Origin of the sequence: Enterococcus sp. M190262 (assembly GCF_005843965.1) — a bacterium.
Lineage (GTDB): Bacteria > Bacillota > Bacilli > Lactobacillales > Enterococcaceae > Enterococcus_D > Enterococcus_D gallinarum.
In genome coordinates this window covers 3,101,406-3,120,233 of record NZ_CP040461.1, presented here as the reverse complement: position 1 = coordinate 3,120,233, position 18,828 = coordinate 3,101,406, and the positions used below count along the sequence as shown (strand labels likewise).

Annotated in this window: 21 protein-coding genes; 8 read left to right on the top strand and 13 right to left on the bottom strand. The window is 40.7% G+C overall.

Annotated elements, in window-relative coordinates; all coding sequences use genetic code 11:
• Nucleotide 1: 1 nt before the first annotated feature.
• Nucleotides 2-1,015, top strand: coding sequence for a sugar kinase (locus FE005_RS14760; RefSeq protein ID WP_138372080.1), 1,014 nt, complete (start codon nt 2-4; stop codon nt 1,013-1,015).
• Between the two features lie 194 nt (nt 1,016-1,209).
• On the opposite strand, the gene FE005_RS14755 is transcribed toward FE005_RS14760, so the two are convergent.
• The 7 genes from FE005_RS14755 to FE005_RS14725 form a co-directional block, all read right to left on the bottom strand.
• Nucleotides 1,210-1,788 carry a TMEM175 family protein gene (locus tag FE005_RS14755; RefSeq protein ID WP_081131650.1) on the bottom strand — a complete coding sequence of 193 codons (579 nt, stop codon included), beginning with the start codon at nt 1,786-1,788 and terminating at the stop codon, nt 1,210-1,212.
• 201 nt (nt 1,789-1,989) lie between these two features.
• Nucleotides 1,990-2,238 carry a hypothetical protein gene (locus FE005_RS14750; protein WP_005471087.1) on the bottom strand — a complete coding sequence of 83 codons (249 nt, stop codon included), beginning with the start codon at nt 2,236-2,238 and terminating at the stop codon, nt 1,990-1,992.
• 46 nt (nt 2,239-2,284) lie between these two features.
• Complete coding sequence (locus FE005_RS14745; protein WP_005471088.1) at nt 2,285-2,833, bottom strand: TetR/AcrR family transcriptional regulator; 549 nt, start codon at nt 2,831-2,833, stop codon at nt 2,285-2,287.
• Entirely contained in the window at nt 2,823-3,713 is an 891-nt protein-coding gene (locus FE005_RS14740) for a phytoene/squalene synthase family protein (RefSeq protein WP_138372079.1), read from the bottom strand. Before FE005_RS14740 ends, FE005_RS14745 begins: the two co-directional genes overlap by 11 nt.
• Entirely contained in the window at nt 3,703-5,190 is a 1,488-nt protein-coding gene (locus tag FE005_RS14735) for an NAD(P)/FAD-dependent oxidoreductase (protein ID WP_138372078.1), read from the bottom strand. The genes FE005_RS14740 and FE005_RS14735 overlap by 11 nt, the downstream gene beginning before the upstream one ends.
• Nucleotides 5,191-5,224: 34 nt before the next feature.
• Complete coding sequence (locus tag FE005_RS14730; RefSeq protein WP_138372077.1) at nt 5,225-5,914, bottom strand: ABC transporter ATP-binding protein; 690 nt, start codon at nt 5,912-5,914, stop codon at nt 5,225-5,227.
• Between the two features lie 10 nt (nt 5,915-5,924).
• Nucleotides 5,925-6,989 carry an ABC transporter permease gene (locus tag FE005_RS14725; protein WP_103299638.1) on the bottom strand — a complete coding sequence of 355 codons (1,065 nt, stop codon included), beginning with the start codon at nt 6,987-6,989 and terminating at the stop codon, nt 5,925-5,927.
• 310 nt (nt 6,990-7,299) lie between these two features.
• Between FE005_RS14725 and FE005_RS14720 the strand changes: the two genes are divergently transcribed.
• Complete coding sequence (locus FE005_RS14720; protein ID WP_003126146.1) at nt 7,300-7,746, top strand: DUF305 domain-containing protein; 447 nt, start codon at nt 7,300-7,302, stop codon at nt 7,744-7,746.
• Nucleotides 7,747-7,768: 22 nt separating this feature from the next.
• On the opposite strand, the gene FE005_RS14715 is transcribed toward FE005_RS14720, so the two are convergent.
• Both FE005_RS14715 and FE005_RS14710 read right to left on the bottom strand, forming a co-directional pair.
• On the bottom strand, nt 7,769-8,410 hold the full coding sequence (locus FE005_RS14715; protein WP_138372076.1) for an HD domain-containing protein: 642 nt from the start codon (nt 8,408-8,410) through the stop codon (nt 7,769-7,771).
• Between the two features lie 160 nt (nt 8,411-8,570).
• Nucleotides 8,571-10,184, bottom strand: a complete 1,614-nt coding sequence (locus tag FE005_RS14710; RefSeq protein WP_138372075.1) for an ABC transporter ATP-binding protein — start codon at nt 10,182-10,184, stop codon at nt 8,571-8,573.
• A 101-nt stretch (nt 10,185-10,285) separates the two neighbouring features.
• On the opposite strand from FE005_RS14710, the gene FE005_RS14705 reads away from it, so the two are divergent.
• The 5 genes from FE005_RS14705 to FE005_RS14685 all read left to right on the top strand — a co-directional run bounded on the left by FE005_RS14705 (nt 10,286) and on the right by FE005_RS14685 (nt 14,131).
• Nucleotides 10,286-11,188: an Rgg/GadR/MutR family transcriptional regulator gene (locus FE005_RS14705; RefSeq protein ID WP_103299642.1), complete on the top strand. Its 903-nt coding sequence runs from the start codon at nt 10,286-10,288 to the stop codon at nt 11,186-11,188.
• A gap of 67 nt (nt 11,189-11,255) precedes the next feature.
• Nucleotides 11,256-12,236, top strand: coding sequence for an aldo/keto reductase (locus FE005_RS14700; RefSeq protein ID WP_021149965.1), 981 nt, complete (start codon nt 11,256-11,258; stop codon nt 12,234-12,236).
• Between the two features lie 42 nt (nt 12,237-12,278).
• On the top strand, nt 12,279-12,671 hold the full coding sequence (locus FE005_RS14695; protein WP_003126151.1) for a MerR family transcriptional regulator: 393 nt from the start codon (nt 12,279-12,281) through the stop codon (nt 12,669-12,671).
• 145 nt (nt 12,672-12,816) lie between these two features.
• Nucleotides 12,817-13,173: a hypothetical protein gene (locus FE005_RS14690; protein ID WP_138372074.1), complete on the top strand. Its 357-nt coding sequence runs from the start codon at nt 12,817-12,819 to the stop codon at nt 13,171-13,173.
• 316 nt (nt 13,174-13,489) lie between these two features.
• Entirely contained in the window at nt 13,490-14,131 is a 642-nt protein-coding gene (locus FE005_RS14685; RefSeq protein WP_138372073.1) for a YitT family protein, read from the top strand.
• 163 nt (nt 14,132-14,294) lie between these two features.
• On the opposite strand, the gene FE005_RS14680 is transcribed toward FE005_RS14685, so the two are convergent.
• The 4 genes from FE005_RS14680 to FE005_RS14665 are packed head-to-tail and all read right to left on the bottom strand — an operon-like array spanning nt 14,295 to nt 17,372.
• Entirely contained in the window at nt 14,295-15,059 is a 765-nt protein-coding gene (locus FE005_RS14680; RefSeq protein ID WP_003126156.1) for an ABC transporter permease subunit, read from the bottom strand.
• Entirely contained in the window at nt 15,056-15,964 is a 909-nt protein-coding gene (locus FE005_RS14675) for an ABC transporter ATP-binding protein (protein WP_081131643.1), read from the bottom strand. The genes FE005_RS14680 and FE005_RS14675 overlap by 4 nt, the downstream gene beginning before the upstream one ends.
• Nucleotides 15,961-16,182: a PLD nuclease N-terminal domain-containing protein gene (locus FE005_RS14670; RefSeq protein ID WP_003126159.1), complete on the bottom strand. Its 222-nt coding sequence runs from the start codon at nt 16,180-16,182 to the stop codon at nt 15,961-15,963. Before FE005_RS14670 ends, FE005_RS14675 begins: the two co-directional genes overlap by 4 nt.
• Nucleotides 16,179-17,372: a helix-turn-helix domain-containing protein gene (locus FE005_RS14665; RefSeq protein ID WP_138372072.1), complete on the bottom strand. Its 1,194-nt coding sequence runs from the start codon at nt 17,370-17,372 to the stop codon at nt 16,179-16,181. Before FE005_RS14665 ends, FE005_RS14670 begins: the two co-directional genes overlap by 4 nt.
• A gap of 184 nt (nt 17,373-17,556) precedes the next feature.
• Here FE005_RS14665 and FE005_RS14660 point away from each other — a divergent pair, with 184 nt between their 5' ends.
• Entirely contained in the window at nt 17,557-18,717 is a 1,161-nt protein-coding gene (locus tag FE005_RS14660) for a glycerate kinase (protein WP_138372071.1), read from the top strand.
• Nucleotides 18,718-18,828 lie beyond the last annotated feature (111 nt).

The window sequence follows — 18,828 nt, the reverse complement described above, 5'->3', positions numbered from 1 at the left end:
TGTGATGCGAATCGGTGCATACGGTGAAGTCATGCTGCGCTTGACACCACCTGAATATCGGACATTAGAACAAACCCATTCGCTGCGGATGGATTTTACAGGAACGGGCGTAAATATTTTAGGAAATCTGGCGCACTTCAATCTTTCAGCATCCTTATTGACGAAAGTACCAAAAAACCGTTTGGGTGATGCGGCCAAAGCGAATTTGCAAACTTATGGTATCAAGACAGAATTTATTGGTCAGGCACACAATCATATCGGCAGTTATTTTGCTGAAGTTGGTTTTGGCGCTCGCCCCACCTATGTGACGTATCAGAACCGCCGCGGTAGTTCATTTGGGGTTTCCGGACCTGCAACTTATCCCATCACTGAATATTTAGAAACGATCGATCTTTTGCATATTTGTGGTATTTCGTTGAGCTTGACCGAAGAAACGTGGCAAACCGCGATAACATTGGCAAAACAAGCTACTTTGAAGAACATCAAAGTTTGCTTCGATTTTAATTTTCGTCCCAGTCTGAATTTGGAAGAAGGACAGCGAGAAATCTTAAAAAAACGTTACGAAGCGATTCTGCCTTATTGTGATTTGGTATTTGGGTCTGTACGAGATTTGCACGGTCTTTTGGGATTTGGTGAGCAGCTGCCTATTGATGGACTAGAGGAACAGCAAATCGTTCAGGCCTTTATGGCGCAGTACGGGATTGAATGGTTTACAGGAACCAGACGGATAGCCAGTGAAGACAAACAGTTTATCAGCGGGATGATCTACACTAAAGAAGAAACTGTTGAAACTGCACCTCAATTGTTACAAGTGCTAGATCGAATCGGTGCAGGGGATGCATATGCAGCAGGTATTCTTTTAGGATATGCCGAGAAATGGCCACTAAAAAAAACCGCGGATTTTGCTATCACCAATGCTGTATTGGCCCATACGATGTTAGGAGATGTTCCCTTGATTACACGGGAACAAGTAGAGCAAGTGCTAAAGAATCCTGGGGTAGATTTATTTCGTTGAGTATTATTCGCTAGGATATACAAAGCACGCGTAAACAATAATAAATCATCCAACAAAGAGCGTTTGATGGCGAATCAGTGACTGCCGTCAAAAGGGCTCTTTGTTGGATGATTTTTGTTTTATTCGACAGGTAAGAAGACGAACAACAAGTGAATGGATTGTCGAGGGGGATATCAAGCAGTCGTTTTCATTGATTATTGATTCAGGTAGCGTTCGGCTTTCTTTTCGGGAATCACCCAAAGAAGTAGAACGAGACTATCGAGACTGATCACAAAAAGCGGATGAATCAACCAGCCAAGGAGCAATGCCACAATGTTGACAAAAAGAGTAAAGGTTAATTTCTGATAGCGTTGAAATAGTTTCCTAATGGTTGGATTATTTTGGCTTTCCCGGCTTAATGCTCGTCCTAACAAATAATAGCTAAAATCAGTCAAGAAAATCACAGCACCATAGAGCATTTGAGGAGCGAGGGACAGCGGGTATTGACTGACCCACGAAGTAACAAAAGGAAAAAGCGACAACGAGAGTATCAGCAAATGATTGGCCCATAATGTCCATCCATCAATATGTTCTGCAACTTGAAAGAGATGATGATGATTGTTCCAATAAATGGCCAGCATCACAAAACTGATCAAATAAATGATAAACTGATGTTCGATGCCTAGAAACGCTTGAAAGGTATCGTTTTTTGGTTGGTGAAGTTCTAAGACCAGCAAAGTCATCACGATAGCAATCACTGCATCTGTAAAGGCCTCGATTCGGTTCTTTGACATAACATGCTCCTTTCAGAATAGTAAATCAGTGTTAGTTTACGTCAATAGATACGATTCGTCTATCAAAGAGAATTGCAATAAAAAAAGGACAGTGATATAAGATCAAAGCTAACTCAAAAGGCAACGGTGAGTATGCCTTTGTGTCTGAAACTTCTCATTGCGAGAAGCATTAGCAGTATCTTATTTCATCGTCCTAATGGATTATTGTTTGACAGTGAATGTCAAATCAAATTGAGAAGGGTGGATGTAACGAAATTTTGGTCCTTGGCTATCGTCGATGATCAATTCGATCAATTCGCTGTTGATTTTTTTGACCTCAGTGATTTGATGCCCTTGGTCGTCACAAAGTTCAATCACCGCTTCTGGATAAATTGATTTGAGCTGATTGTATTTTGTGATAAAGGCGTTGACGATAGCAGCAGACGCAGTCAAGTCAGTATATTCTGGCATATTCTTCCTCCTTATTTAGTAATCAAGAATGAGTGGATGCGTTTGTCTAGTTAGACTCTTTATCTAAAACACCATATAAAAATAAATCAATGGCCTGATAGAGTTCAGTTTCTTTCTCTGCTGAATCTAAGTATGAAGCAATGAGAATAAACATTTGGCTGACAATAAACTGATAGGAAAGTTCGTTTCGTAATCGTAGTTCACTTGTTTGAAAAAGGCGAATAAATGGTTGCTGATAGTTTTCTTTCCAAATCAAGTAGAGTTTTCTGGCGGTTTCTTCAGAGACGGTATGTTTGATATCATCCATCATTAAGTAGAAATTGAAAGGGTGACGTTTTTGCAGAAATCGAGCCATCCGTTGCAGTTTCTCTGCTAAGGAGTCATTGGGATCATTAACGATCTGATATAAGTTTTCAGATACATCTATCGCTAACCGCGCAAGAACACCGTAATAAATATCTTCTTTTCTTTTGAAATGATAATACAAATTAGGCTGAGTAATGCCTAACAACTCCGCGATTTGTCTTGTTGAAGTTCCTTTATACCCTTGTTGCATGAACAACTGTTCAGCCACGTCTAAAATCTCATCTTGCATTATTTTCACTCCGGTTGGTTTTTATCTGCTGTTTTACAGAACGTAATAAAAAAGCTTTTCTTTGGATAGAGACAGCATTTTTTTTGAGAAAAACCTGGTAATTTTTCTCACGAATGACCGTCAATAGTTCGCGATAGATCAATAAAGCAGCCATAAGCGCTTCCTGGCAGTCTTCATCGATCTGAGGCATCATGGACAAGGCTTCATCGTACAGTTTTTCTGCTAGCAGAGCTTCAAACTCCCAAAGCTGGATAAAGGATTCAGTGACCTTTTTTTGTCTGAGGTGTTGAATGGTAATCTCAAACCGCTGCATCGTTTCTTTTGGTAAATAAATTCGATTCATCGCAAGATCTTCCCCAATATCCCGGAGAATATTCGTTCGCTGCATAGCTTCCCCTAGCTTCTTGGCCGGTTCTTGGATCTTGCCTGCCTGACTAGATAAAATCGGCAGCAACATCAACCCGACACTTCCAGCAACAAAGTAGCTGTAGCTACTCAAATCAGCCTCCGTTTCAGGTGGCTGAAAATTTAGATCCATCCTCTGTCCTGCGAGCATATCATAAAATGGCTGGAACTGTAAATCATATTTCGCAAAGACAACAGAAAGAGCCCGCCATAAAGGGGCATCCAGGACCTTTCCGCAAGCCATTTGTCGTAACCCGTGTTCTAGTTCATTTAATTTAACGATGTCTTGATAACGATCGATGGCATCGTCTGCTTGCCGACAAAAGGCATAGACGGCAAATACGGAACGTGCTTTTTCTGAGGGTAATTGCGAAAAAGCACTGTAGAAACTTTTCGAATGTTTTTTGATGATTTGCTCGCAATAAGCAAAGTCTTCCTTATATCGTTCAAAAAGCGTGCTTTCCTTATTGATCATCTTTTAGTAACTCCTCTACGGCAAGCTTTGCACTTTGCATCACGATTGGGACACCGGCTCCTGGGTGAGTGCTGCTGCCACAAAAATACAAACCTTCTGCGTAAGCAAACTTATTATGAGGACGATAGTAATTGCTTTGAGATAATGTCGGTTTCAATCCGAAAGTCGCCCCGTTATAAGCGTTGTAGTGGTCTTTGAAATCTTGTGGTGTATAGTAGGTTTCAAAAACGATATGCTCATCGATATCGTTGAAAATCGTTTTTTCTTTTAGCGTGTGGATAATTTTGTTGCGGTAATTCGTGATTGTATTAGGTTGCCAATCATTAAACTTGGACAGCTCGGGAACTGGCACCAACACATACAAGCCTTCGTGACCCTCGGGTGCTAGTGAGGCATCTTTCAATGTGGGACGATAGAGATAAAAGGAAGGATCTTCTGGCAAAACACCAGTCTCAAAAAGGTCATCGACATTTTTTTTGAAGTCTTCGGCAAAGTAGATGCTATGCAAGCCATTGGCTTCATATTTTTTATCCAGCCCTAGGTACAAGAGAAAACATGAACAAGAATAGGCCATTCGGCTGATTTTTTTATTGGTGTATTTGCCCCGATTTTTTTCATTAGGAATCAATTCTTGCATCGCATAAGGAAAATCAGCCGCACAGACAATCGCATCTGCTGAATGGATGTGCCCATTTAGACGAATCCCTGTTGCTCGCTTGTTTTCAATGATCAGTTCTTCGATCGGTGAGTCATAATGAATCACGCCGCCTAATTCTTCAAATAAGCGAGCCAGCGAAGTCGCTAATGTATACATACCGCCTTTGATGAAATAGACGCCATAGAACAACTCGATCATAGGGATGATCGTATAAAGAGAGGGCCCTTGATAGGGAGAAACCCCGATATACAATGTTTGAAAGGCTAGCGACTTGCGCAAGCGGTCATCTTTAACAAACTTTGAGATCGAAGTGTAGGCATCGTTGAATGTTTTCAATTTCATTCCTGCCCAAAGGGATTGAGGATTATAAAAATCCCAGAATCCTCGAAACGATTTAGTGATGAAAGCTTCTTTTGCAATCACGTAGCGTTTATAAATATCTGCCAGAAAGGCGAAATAACCTTGGGCATCTTCTTCAGAAATCCCTTCTAATGTTTTAGTGAGTTCAATCAGATCATTGGAAAAGGTGAGAGGTGCTTCATCAGCAAAGTAGAGCTGCAGCATAGGATCAACCTTTTCCATCGGGATATAGTCATCTGGATCGACACCGCATAGTTGAAAAATCTCGCGATAAATCTCCGGCATCATAACAATGGTCGGGCCGACATCAAATGTAAAACCAGCTTGCTTGATTTGGTTCATTTTGCCACCGGGCTGGATTTCTTTTTCGTATAGTGTGACCGCATAACCTGCTTGTTGCAATCTGACAGCGGCGGATAGTCCTGCGACACCGCCGCCGACAACGATAATTTTTTTCATGAGAACTCCTTATCAAATATTTCTTGGCTTCAGATTAATCGTGTTGTGTTTTTGTGTGTTCTTTTTCCTTTAAGACACCGTCTTCCATTACAAGCACCCGATCACAATAATCAGTTAGTCGGGTATCATGGGTCACCATAATCGTCGCTTTATTTTTTTCCTTTGTTTCTTGCGCAAGAATTTTGACTACTTCATAGGCTTTTTCGGAATCCAGACTGGCTGTTGGTTCATCCGCCAAAATAATTGTTGGGTCATGATACAAAGCTCTAGCGATCGCCACCCGTTGACGTTCCCCACCGGAGAGATCTTCAGGGTATTTGTTTTGCAATTTATCGATTCCTAATTGGGTAAATAAATCTTGGGCAGATTGGGTTTTATTCTCTTTGCTGACTTTGTCGACTAGTTTCAGTTGCTTTTTAACGGTCAAGAATGGGACAAGATTGGAAGCTTGAAGAATAAAACCGATCTCTTTGAATCGTAATTTGGCCCGATTTTTTTCTTTCTGTTCACTAAAAGGCTGATCGTTGATCAAAACTTCACCAGCTGTAGGTGCTTGTAATCCTCCCGCAATAGTTAAAAAAGTACTTTTACCTGAACCAGAGGGTCCAATGATGGCGACAAATTCTCCTTTTTCAACGGAAAAGTTTGTCTCTTTCAAAGCCTCAATCATCGTATCTCCATCTTTGAAGGTTTTCTTCACATCTTTAAATTCAATGGCACTCATTTTTATCCTCCTATCCAATAGCTTTCAATGGGTCAATCTTAACAATCGTTCTTACTGAGAAGAAAGCACCGACAATCGCAATCAAAATCATCAATACACTAATACCTGCAAAAAAGAGGCTGTTTACTTGAAAGGGCACAGCTTGCGGCAAGACCAACGCCGTTCCGATCGTCGCCGCTAATCCTACCAATACGCCCACCGTTGCTAAAAGGAAAGTTTGTGCGATGACAGAAAATGCGATGTAACGACTAGAAATTCCTTGTGCCTTCATGACACCAAAAATATCAGATTTCTGCATAGTCAAGACATAAATAAAGATCCCGATAACGATGGCAGCAATGACGATCAAGAAGCCGATCATAAACCCAAAGGTTAGCACTTGAGCACTATAACCAGGCAATTCATTGATGAAATCACTAATTTTGGTTGCTGTTAATTCATCCGGTACTTCTTCAACTGTTCCTCGCGTAACGATGGCATTGATGCGGGCTTTATCGCTGGTATCTTTTGTTTCAAAGCGAATTTCTTGATAGGCACCAATCGTCGTGTAGAGAACAGGTGCGACATTGAAGCGAGCATTTTCTGTAAAGCCGACGATCTTCAGTTTCTTTTCATTGCCGGCTAATTTGACGGTATCGCCGATCTTAATGTCGTATTCCTCTTTCAAACTGCTGTCAGCAACTGCCTCATCGTCGTTCGCGAAAAGTTCGCCTTCCGTGAGTTTAGGAGCCAAGAATTGATCTGGTTCGATCCCAAAAAAGCTGACATCAACTTTTTCACCACCGGAATCCTTGGTGATCACACCCGCAGTTTGAGCCAATACAGCTTTCTCATCTGCTTTGACTTCATCATAGAGATTACGAGGGATCATGGACATATTCAAATTGTTATTCGCTTCCTCGGCTAATAAAATCTCTGATGCCGACCATTTATCGACAGCAGTTCGGTTTTCTTGGGCAAGACCATAGGCTAGCCCCGTCAAGAAAAAAACTAAGTAAGCGATCAAAAACATGACACCGGTAACCAGTGCATACCGCAATTTAGAATGGCGGATTTCATTTATTGCTAAAAACATACAACTTCCTCCTAGAAATTTTATCAGGTGATAAAATCAAGTTACCACATTCTTATTCAGCTGCAAAATTTATTGCTTTGGCATGGATTCTTCCTTCCTGCAAAGATCTGACAGAAAAGCTGAAAAAAAGCCTAGGAAAAGCGATAGAACAAAAATCCTGATACCTGGCAATCCATAGAGGAATCAGGAAAAAACTTGCAAGAGTGAACAATGCTTCGTCTCCTAATCACAATTAAGCGTTTCGTTTGAGTAGGAACAATCAATCCTGATAGACTAATAGTGGATATTTTTATGGAAAGAGGAGATAGAAATGAAACAGTATGTGCGTTTTGGTGTGATGATTTTAGTATCGACGGTCGTGATGTTTGGGATGATGTACTTGAATGTTTTTCAATGGGATCATATCTTTTATAGTCAGACTCGATTATTTATGGCGTTGATGATGGGGGCCGTGATGGCGATGATCATGCTCTTATTTATGTGGAAAATGTACGAAAATAAGAAATGGAATCTAGCGATTTTAGCTGTCAGTGTACTCGTATTCTGTGGTTCACTTTTCATGGTGCGCTCCCAAACGGCTGTTGATGATGTGAAATGGATGAAAGCAATGATTCCTCATCATTCGATTGCCATTTTAACCAGTACCAATGCTGCCATCAAAGATCCTGAGGTCAAAGAACTAGCGGATGATATTATCCAAACTCAAAAAGAAGAAATTGAAAAGATGAAAGAAATGATCGAACGACTAGAAAAATGAAACAAAGCCGGATCTTGACGTCTTAGCTCAAGAAGTCGGCTTTTTTCATTCGTTGTTCATAGCAATCAGAAAAAGCGCTGTTAAATTTGATCGGATCTGTGAGCATTTCATGGATCTTTGCTAAGCCTGCGATATTTTTTGAATAGCCGAGCCAAAAGGTCAAGTGATGGTGGGGACCGTATTTTTGCTGAATGTATTCAAATGCCTCTTGGCAAAGATTATCAGGATCAGAAAGGCTCTTTCTTTCGATGGCAAAGTAAATCGTGCGTTCGAGAATCCGATAAAAATCAAGATCACGATCAGCTTCTGAAATGATTTTGCCATAGATGGATCGTGGCTCATAGGAGAGGGAAGCACGATGATCTTCGACGGCTTCTCCGATTATTTTACGCTGTTCTTTGGTAAAGTAATCCGCCAAAAAAGCATCTGATTCTACCATAGATCTTGAAGCGCGTTCATGATTTTTTCGTCCTTTTAATAGACCAAGATCATGAAAGACAGCAACAGTAGAGACAATGTCTAAGTCAACCGATAATGGGGCAGCGATTTCTATACTGTTTTCGAGCACTTGATAGACGTGCTCAGGGGAGTGACTGGTGTCTAATTGCTTGTATTGTGGGATGATTGTTGTTTCTAAATAATGCATTAGCTGTGGGTTGACCATCAAAAACCTCCATTGGCTCATTTCTTGTTTAGCAGACAAAAAGTCATCACAACAAAAGTCAATGCTTTATTAAGAATCAAAGCATTGATTTTTGTTGAATCAGCTACTTTCAGTTTAGCAAATACGACCTATTGATAAAAGAGTCATCGCGATCAATTTGCTAGGAGGGGGTAAGTGAGAGAACACCGTCTAACTTTTGGACGATTTCGTCTCGAAGGTGGTGGGTAATAAACAGGACGGTTTGCGGTTGTTGCAACAGTAATTTCTCGATCTTTTTAGCATTTTCTTGATCAAGATTAGAGGTTCCTTCATCAACTAACAAAATAGGTTTTTTCCATAGGAAGCCTCTAGCTAGTGCAAGACGCTGCAATTGTCCCCCTGAAAGATTACCGCCTGTTTCGGTAAGAACTGTGTCTAACTGCTCAGGTAGTTGTTCAATAACTGCAAAGAGTTCCGCTTTTTTTAGCGCTTGCTCGATTTCTTCATCGGAAAAAAATTGTCCTAATGTCAGATTCTCGCGAATCGATGCTTGATAGACAAAGGGACGTTGATCAATAACTGTCACATTGTCTTGCAATTCTTCTAAAGGGAATTCTTTTATTTCCGTTTCTCCCAAGCGGATCGATCCGCTATAGTCTTTGCGCCGTCCAGTCAACAAACTGAATAATGTTGACTTACCTGAGCCGCTTTCCCCCACGATGGCATACTTTTGTCCAGCTTTAAAAGTGGTTGAGAGATTGAACAACATTCGTTGCGGCTTTCCATCGGTCGTTTGATAACAATAAGAAGCTTGTGCCAACACAAGATCTTTTGCATCGTTTGTTTTTTTGCTGGGTAGCGAAATCTCATGCGCTGGCTTCTCATAAGCAAATGCATCGAATAAAGGGAATGTGCCTTGTATTTTTGACAGATAGGAACTGATATTTCCTAATGTATTAAAGATTGTCGAAGCAAGATTTCCTGTTGCTGTAATCGCTCCGATGGGAACGATTTGCAGAAATGCCAAGTAGCCAGTAAAACCTAAGACACTCAATTGACCAGTCACATTGCCAATTCCGCCAGTTACAGAGACAGCAGCCATCACTTGTGCTTGTTTTAGCTTTGCGGACTGGATTCTTTGTGCGGAACCCAAGAGTTTATTTTTAAGAAAATCAAGACGCTGGAAATTTAGGAAAGTATCAAATCCAGCTAACAGTTCGTTGGTTTTACTCAAAAAAGCTTCATTTGCCTGAGCAGTAGCGACAGCAGATTGTTTCATCTTTTTTTGGAAGATTTTCGGCAACAAAAGCAACAAACAGGACTGACCTAAGGTGAGCACGATCAATGACCAATGAAATTGGGCTAATGCGATAACGGCAAATAGTGAAGACAATACACCTTGCATGACCTGATAGATATTGGCGAAGCCATCTGTTTCGATCATGGTTATATCGTTACTCAATTTTGATGCATAGTTGCCTACGGTAACTTTGTGGAATGTCTGATAATCACTGTATCGTAGCCGAGTCAATAATTGATCTCGCAAATAAAGGGACATCTTCTGAGATGTATAGGCTGTATAACGGATTTGCAGATAAATAAACATCAGAAAACAACTATAGGCTAAGACCATCCCTACAACACCTTGGATAAATCCTTTTTGATCGAATTGGATGAGACTGTTTAGAACCTGCACATTTTGCAAGCTGGCTATCGTTTGTGAAAGTGCGACTCCTGCCATTAAAAGCAGGACGACCCCCTGATTTTTCCAATGTACCAATAACACCTTTTTCATTATTTTTTGCTCCTTTCTTATTACCTTTCTTGATACCTTTATTGTAAAAGGGTAAAGTAAAAGCGAAGGAATAATTACATATATGTAAAGAGGTGCTGTGAATGGACTATGGAGCGACATTTAAGAAACTGCGTTTAGAAAAAGGGATTACTTTGAAGGAAGCATGTCAGCAAGGGATATCAAGTGCACAACTTTCACGTTTTGAAAATGGAAAATCAATGTTGACGGTCGATCAGTTTTTTACATGCTTGCAAAATATCAATGTGACGATCGAGGAATTTCAATTTGTTGGGAAACAGACTTTTAAAGACCGTTTTGAAAAGTCTATCGAGCAGATGCAGGAGTATCTTAATACGAATCAAGAAGAGGCGGCTCGTTCGTTGGCACAACGTTTTTTTGCTGAAAGTCAGAGTCCGTATGATTGGCCGCAGTTTTTAGGCTGTTTCATTGAAGATGTACTCAATGCAGGAAATAATCGTCCATTCATTCATTCTCAAAAAGTACTCAGCTATCTCCAGCAAGTCAATAATTGGGGTGAGATGGAGTTGCGTTTGATCAGTATTTTTACCTTTGCATTGGACACAGAACAGATGGATCTATTACTGAAAAGCATTTTGAAAAAAGCCAAGCTGTACCAAAGTGTTCCGCAAACCAATGCCCTTTATTATGATCTGTTGGAGAACTTTTTTTCTAAATATGTGTTTCACCGCAATCTTCCAGCAGCCAGAAAGATCCAGAAACTGTATCGGCAGAGTCTGGACGAACGCACAATTTTATTGCGCCCCAGAATCACCTATATTTTTAACCAAGGAATTCTTTTTTATCTGGAAAAACAACCAGAACAGGGCAATGGATGCTTTGACCAAGCAATTTCTTTAGCGAGAATTTTTTATCAGAAGGAAACCGAACACTATTTTGAGAAGCGGGCCAAGAATTGGCGGGAAAATTATCAAGATACGAATTATCGTGAGCTGACGATCAATCTGAATTTTTTTAATTATTAAAAAGGGGTTGACTTGGAGTTCACTCGAAGGCGTATGCTAGAAGTATCAATCTTAAGGAGGAACGACAATGGATTATGTAAAATTTGGACATACTGGATTAGAAGTCTCCCCCCTTTGTTTAGGGGCAATGGGCTTTGGTGATCCGAAAAGCGGCTTTCATGAATGGGTATTGGAAGAAACGGAAAGTCGAGAAGTCATCAAAAAAGCCCTTGATCTAGGAATCAATTTTTTTGACACAGCGAATATCTATTCCTATGGTGCCAGCGAAGAAATATTGGGAAAAGCGCTGAATGATTTTGCCCCACGAGATGAAATCGTCGTCGCAACCAAGCTCTATTCTAAAATGAAAAAAGCCCCCAATAGCGGTGGGCTTTCACGCAAAGCGATCTTTTTTGAAATTGAACAAAGTTTAGAACGATTACAAATGGACTATGTAGACCTCTACATTATTCATCGCTGGGATTATACAACACCGATCGAAGAAACGATGGAAGCACTTCACGATTTAGTGAAAACAGGGAAAGTTCGCTATATCGGTGCCTCAGCAATGTACGCTTGGCAATTTGCCAAAGCACAGGCGGTTGCGGATAAACATGGCTGGACCAAATTTGTTTCCATGCAAAATCATTTGAATTTATTGTATCGAGAAGAAGAGCGGGAAATGCTCCCCCTTTGTGATGATCAAAAAATTGCGGTCACACCCTACAGTCCATTAGCTGCCGGTCGTTTGACTCGTGATTGGGATGCACAAACGAAACGTTTTGCGACAGATAAAACAGCACAATCAAAATATGATCAGACTAAAGAACAAGATCAATTGATCGTTCGCCGTGTGGCAGAGATTGCTGAGACACGTCAAGTCAAACGAGCACAAGTGGCCTTGGCATGGCTATTGCAAAAAGAATCAGTCGTGGCACCAATCATTGGGGCGACAAAAGAAAGTCATTTACTGGATGCTTTGCCAGCCATTGAGTTGAAGCTATCCACAGAAGAAGTTGCTTACTTAGAAGAACCTTATCTTCCGCATGCGGTTGTAGGCGCCAATTGATTTTACTAGAGAAATATCGTAGGAATAGCAGGAGGAATCTATGTGAATATCAAAAAAATAAGTGAACTTAGCGGTCTTTCTGCAGATACGATCCGCTACTATGAAAAGATTGCCCTTCTACCACCAGTCAAACGCAATGCTCATGGTGTTCGAGTCTTTGATGAAGAAGATCTCAAGTGGATCGAGTTTACCAGTAAGATGAGAAAAGCAGGACTTTCGATTGAGGCTTTGTCAACCTATTTGGCGTTATTTCGTGAAGGGAGTCAGACAGTTCCTCAAAGAAAACAATTGCTAGCAGAGCAAATCGCAGCGTTGCATGAACGAATTGCAACCATGACAGAAGCGGTAGAACGATTGGAATACAAATTGGAACATTATGATGACCACATCATTCCTGCTGAAGCTCGGTTACGCAAAGAAACGTTTACGAATTAATTTTGCAATTACACGCAATCCCTTTTAGGATACAGCCAAAATAGGAAAGGAATCGTTTGACAAAAGTAATGATTTTAGGTACCCAAGATCTTCTTCTGTTATCAGAAAACAATTATTAGCGAGAGACGAGACGCTTGTTTTGTACGTGCCAAAAAAGAATCAGACGACATTGCTTGATCCTCAACGAGAAAGCATGTTTCAAGGTGATTTACTAGATCTAGGCAGGATCTTGCGAGGAATGGTTGGTTGTGAAATCGTTTGCCTTTGTGAGATGCCTGAGCCACAAGTCACCTGGCGAATCATAGAAGCGATGAAACTACTTGACTTAACCCGAATCGTTTGCCTGGTGAAACCAGAGGAAAGCTTCCTGTCAGATCAAATCCCGGAAACAAAAACGACGCACAAGAAAGCTCGAAGCAGTCAAATGACATTATCTATTCGGATGATTGAAGAAGCGATGTGTGACTATACGATTTTGCATCTTCCTGCTTTTTTTGCATGAGTGTTCACCTGAATCTGATCTGCAAATGAGCAAGGACAATCAGATAAGAGAAGTCGAATTACAAGTAGCAGATCTACTTGCGCAAATCAGTGAGCAGCCAACCTTCTTGGCTAAGAGAACTTTGTTTATTTCGAATCATTTGTTATAAAAAAATCCGTTGAATTAAATAAAGGTTGTCGTTTTAGCGATTACCAGAAGAGTCAAATTTTTCATAGCGACATGAAAAATTTGACTCTTCTTTCTGCTGCTTTTTTTGTTAAAATGGCAGCAATATCAAGAAGATCGATAGATTGAAATACAGAAAGGAAACAGGTGGATGACTATCAAACGAATAGGCTTGATTTCATTAGGGGTGTTATGGATCTGTATTGCATTGAACTTCTTTCTTTTACCTCACAGCATTGCCTCGGCCGGGGTGGGCTCAATCGGGTATCTTATAGAAACAGGATTAGCCATTGATCGCCATCTGATTGTCTGGGGAATCAACTTGATTATGTTAGGACTAGCGTTTCTTTTTTTAGAGCGGAAAGTCTTTATCAATACCGTCTTCGGAAGCCTGTTGTTTCCTGTCATGTTAGCATGGATTCCTGAATGGATGGTTTGGGAATTTTACCCAGCCTCTTTGATTCTAGGAAGCTTCTTCTTTAGCTTAGGGATATTTTCCCTTTACTGTATCGGTGCATCCAATGGGGGAGTCACGATCCCACCGTTGATTTTTGAAAAATATTTCGGCATAAAAAAAGCAGTCGGGATCTTCTTGACCAATACAACGATCATTGTTTTGAACTTTCTGGTCTTTGGACTGAGAGAAGCGATCATTTCTGCTTGCTCGATCTATCTCATTGCTTTCTTTATGAGTATCTTGCTCAAAGGGCAGCGTCAATTTGTCAAAAGAAAGGAAGCAAAGGAGTCCACACTTGCATCCGCTCCTGTCAAAGAAAAAAGAACGGCTGGATGAGGGAACCTCTCTTCCATTCCCTTTGTTGATAATCGCGTTCGCGAAGAGAGATTGAGATTACTGTCGGGACTAAAAAATATCACTTATTCAAAATAACAGCCTCTCTGACATCAATTGTCAGAGAGGCTGTTATTTACTACTTCCCAGAAATAATCAAATTAGTCTATAGCTTTCTTTTTTGAAAAATCGAACGACTAATGATTAATGACAGAAACGATCCGACTACAGCTATCAGAACAGCTGGTAAGAAGTCCATCAGCTCTGAATTTCCTTGAATATAAGCAATTGTCTGGCTGGACAATGAATAAGGATTGATCTTTTGGAGAGATTCAAAGAGACTACCCAATACGCCAATACCATAAAAAGCAGCTAAAAAGAGTAAGACTTGGTAAACATTTTTAGCAAATGCGGAGCTTAACAGCAGTAAGCTGATTGACAATAGCCCAAATAACCAATAACTAAAACCCGCACTGATAAGATGATGGGTCAAAGAGTCATTGAAATAAATTCTTGTATAAAGAAGACAAATGAGAAAAGCGGCAGCATAGAAAAGTGTCCAAAGGAAATAAAGATAAAGTGTTTTTGCTAAAAGAATCGTTTGTCTTGGCAATCCCTTTGTGATTAGATTGATCAGAGTTCCTTGCTCAATTTCCGCACAAATCGTATCCGCAAAGAGTATCACAAAAACCAAGAGACCCAATGAACCGATATTGCCATAAAATTGCATCCACGAATCGACAGATGTCGGCGTGGAAACAGTGATTTGGATCCCATCTGTCACCATGGAAGAAAAGATATCCGGCATTATTTTTGCCAGAAAAGGCGAGAGCATGCCCACCATCAGAAAAATCACTCCACAAATGATGATCTTTTTATTCCGCCAGCCGCCTAATACTTCTTTTCTTAAAAAAACTGTTAGCTGCGTCATTTAACTACCTCCAAATAGATTTTTTCTAGCGAGGATTCATTTTTTTGGAAGAGTAAGGGGACCAATTCATTTTCAGCCATGAGTTGCAGCACTTTTTGGCCTTGTTGAAAAGTTTGATTTTCTGGAATAATCAGTTGATGTTTTTCCCTCGTCCAATTAATCGCCGCACCTTTCGCGAGCTGACAGAAATGCTCTGTTTCTTGTGAGCTGGCAAATTGAAGAAGATAATCTTCTTGGCGAAATTGTGTCTTTAATTCTTCCATTTCACCAAAGAGTTTGATCTTTCCCTGATGTAAAATCGCCACGTAATCCGAAATTTGTTCAACATCCGATAAAATATGTGAAGAAAAAAGAACTGTCGTTTCTTGTTTGATGGCAAGTAAAAGATCTAGAAAGGCTTTGCGTCCCAGCGGGTCCAGCGCAGAAGTCGGCTCATCACAAATCAATATTTCTGGTTTTGACAATAAAGCTTGTGCAAGACCCAGCCGTTGCCTCATCCCCCGTGAGTAGCTGCTGATTTTTTTGGTATTTTTTTCAAGGTTGACCAGCTGAAGAATCTCATCGATTCGGCTAGTCAGCTGTTTGCCAAGACCGCTTATTTTTCCGCAAAAATGCAGGTATTCTGTTGCGGTCATGAAAGAATAGAATTGGGGAACATCCGGTAAGTAGCCTATCTTACGGTTTGTTTGAGCATTTCCATAGACAACCGGCTCATCGCAGACCGTGATCTGCCCACTATCTGACTTTAGCAAGCCTAAAATCAGCTTCATCGTTGTTGTTTTACCAGCACCATTTTCCCCGACAAAGCCGACAACACTCCCTTTGGGAACGACAAAAGAAATGGCATCTAGAATTTTTCTTTCGCCAAAAGACTTAGATAATTGATTGATCTCAATGACGTTCATTCTTTTTCTCCTTTCCCAAAAGTGAAATACAAAATTGGTCCGATAATACTAATCAAACAAGAAACAAGTATCCATAACGTGCGGTTGCCGAATTTAAAGTGTTTCTGTTTAACGATATCTAAAACAGCAACAAGTATCAACCCGAATTGCAAAAGTGCTAATGGGATCAGAATGGGTAGATAGTCACCAATATTTTCTGGAATGCTCGTGGTCATCATCGTGTTTCCTCCTTTCCATGAGTGTCATCTGCAGTATGGGCGGCTACTGCTTGCAAGCGCTGGAATAATTCTGTAAATGATTGTTGATCTTTGAAGGGCTGCAATAGGGGTGATTCAAGAATCAGCCCTGTCAATTGTTTTTTTACCATATTAGAACTACGAGGCATCTGATTTCCAAGTTCCAACTCATCAATCCAACTTTCGATCTGATCAAAGTACGCATCACCATGAAGGAGATAAGGATCTTCTGTTTTTTCCAGCAATGAGACATAACGAGTCAAAGCGCAAAGCAAGCGGGCACTATTGCCTTGTACAGCAAAAGTGGTCAAACAGGCAGCCAAAAAATTGAGCATAATGACTGGATGTAGTCTGGATAAGTCAAATGTTTCACAAAAGGCCAGCCCTCGTTGGTAAGTTGCTTCCATAGCTTGGGGTTTTTTGGTCAGCAAAAGCGTGTAGTTAGTCAACAGACTGAGTAAAACTGTGACATATTGATAAATGGCACTTTGAAGAACAGTTTCTGCGGCTGAACCATCTGCCATTTGTTGGTGCGCAGCTGCAATCAAAGATTCCACTGGCAAGAAAACGGGTGTCTTATTTCCTAATACACCTAAAACGTCCTCTGCCTGACCAAGCATAAGCATTGAATAGGCTTCATAATAGCTAGCTTGTTGCAGGAGGTCAGCGGAACCGTTAGTTTTGACTAATTCAAATAATTTAACCGCCTCTTGTAAGTAATACTTTCGTTGATCCTCAACAGTTTTCTCATTATTTGGTACTTGTTCTGTCCTAGTAACTTGAGCTGGAATAGGCAACAGATCCCAATGATTCAGATAAAAAAGTCCCATCTGCAGCAGAAATGGATAGCAGGAATAATAACGGCGAATGAATCCTCTCAGCATAAGTAACACGTCATCAGCGGATTTAGTTTCAAACGAGTCTTTCAACAACTGGTAAATCCGCTTGATTTCTTGAGTTGTTAGCTGAGAATTGATCACTAAAAGATCATCGACGCTGCAATCAAAGAAAGCAGCCAAGAGTGGCAACAAGGTAATATCTGGATAAGATTGGCCCGTCTCCCATTTAGAAACCGAGGCCTTAGAAACACTCATAAAATCAGCTAGCTCTGTTTGAGTGATTTGTTTGTCCTTTCTTCTCTTGGCTATTTCCTGTCCAATTGGTAATTCCATGACGCACCTCCATTGAATTGGCTAGCTTTATTGTAGAACAGGAAAGAGAGGAGCACAATGGAGAACAAGTTAACTTTTGATTGATAAAGTTAACCATGGGTTGATAAAGAGTAGCAACACTCTTTTTTCTTGTTGTAAGACGTATTTCAGTGTTTAATGAAAGAAAACGAGGTGAGGGTTCGATATGAAAGTGATAGCAATGATTGACTCATTTAAAGGGAGTGCTACCTCGGAAGAATTAAATCAGGCAGCACTTAAAGGGTTTCCAGTCAAATGGGAAAAAGAATCAATCCCCATCGCAGATGGTGGAGAAGGAACAATGGCTGCGTTATTTGCTGCCTATGGAGGACAGTATAAATCCGTAACAAGTGTCGGTCCCCTAGGAGAAGAACGAGTAGTTTCGTATTTACTGACAACAATCAATCAAAAGCGAATAGCGATTATTGAATGTGCAGCAATCATCGGTATCCAATTACTTGATCCTTCAGATCAAACAACCAGACAGGCTAGTTCCTACGGGCTAGGTCTTTTGATCGCAGATGCAATCAATGAAAAAGTAACACAGATCTATGTAACGTTAGGTGGCAGTGCAACAACAGATGGCGGACTGGGTTTACTGGAAGCATTAGGTGCGGAACTAATGTATCAACCTGCGGAAGATGCGCGCAATCCTTTGTTGACCATAAATTATTTTTCGATAACAGCAGTGCAGAAACTGCTTTCTGGTATCGAACTGTTGGTTTTAGCAGATGTAACTAATCCTTATACTGGAGCTGAAGGATTTGCAACTACTTTCGGACCTCAGAAAGGTGCTTTACCTCAAACGGTACAGGTATTGGAGCAGCAAGCAAAAAAAGTAGCGTATTTCGTGCAGCAAGAATACCAAATTGATTTAAATGGGATCGCTGGAACGGGTGCTGCTGGAGGTATCGGCGGTGCGATGGTCTTACTAGGGGGACAGATCTGTCCTGGATTTATGACCATTGCGAAACTGTTGAAATTAGAGACTAGAATCAGTGATGCTACGTTGATCATCACCGGTGAAGGCCGTTTTGACCGTCAAACTGCAGCCGGAAAAGTGCCATTAGGTGTGGCCAAAATCGCACAGCCCCATGCTATTCCAGTTGTTGCATTGTGTGGGCAAAGGGAGCCTGATCTAGGAGAGATCGGTCAGTATTTTGCTGGTATTTTCAGTATTCAACCAGGCCCACTTCTCCTTGATGAAGCAATGAAAAAAAGTGTAACGCTCGCAAATATGGCAGAAACCGCACAGGCTATCGCGATGTTTCATGAAAAAATCACAAGAGCGAATCATGGTGATGGTGGAGGAAATGGATCTTTCTAATAGAGCGTTTTTTTAATGGGCATTTTTTTCATATTAGACTGAAATAATCGACCGTTTATTTTTAAGAATCCCCCCTATACTTATAGACAAGCGAAAGCTAAAAAGACATTA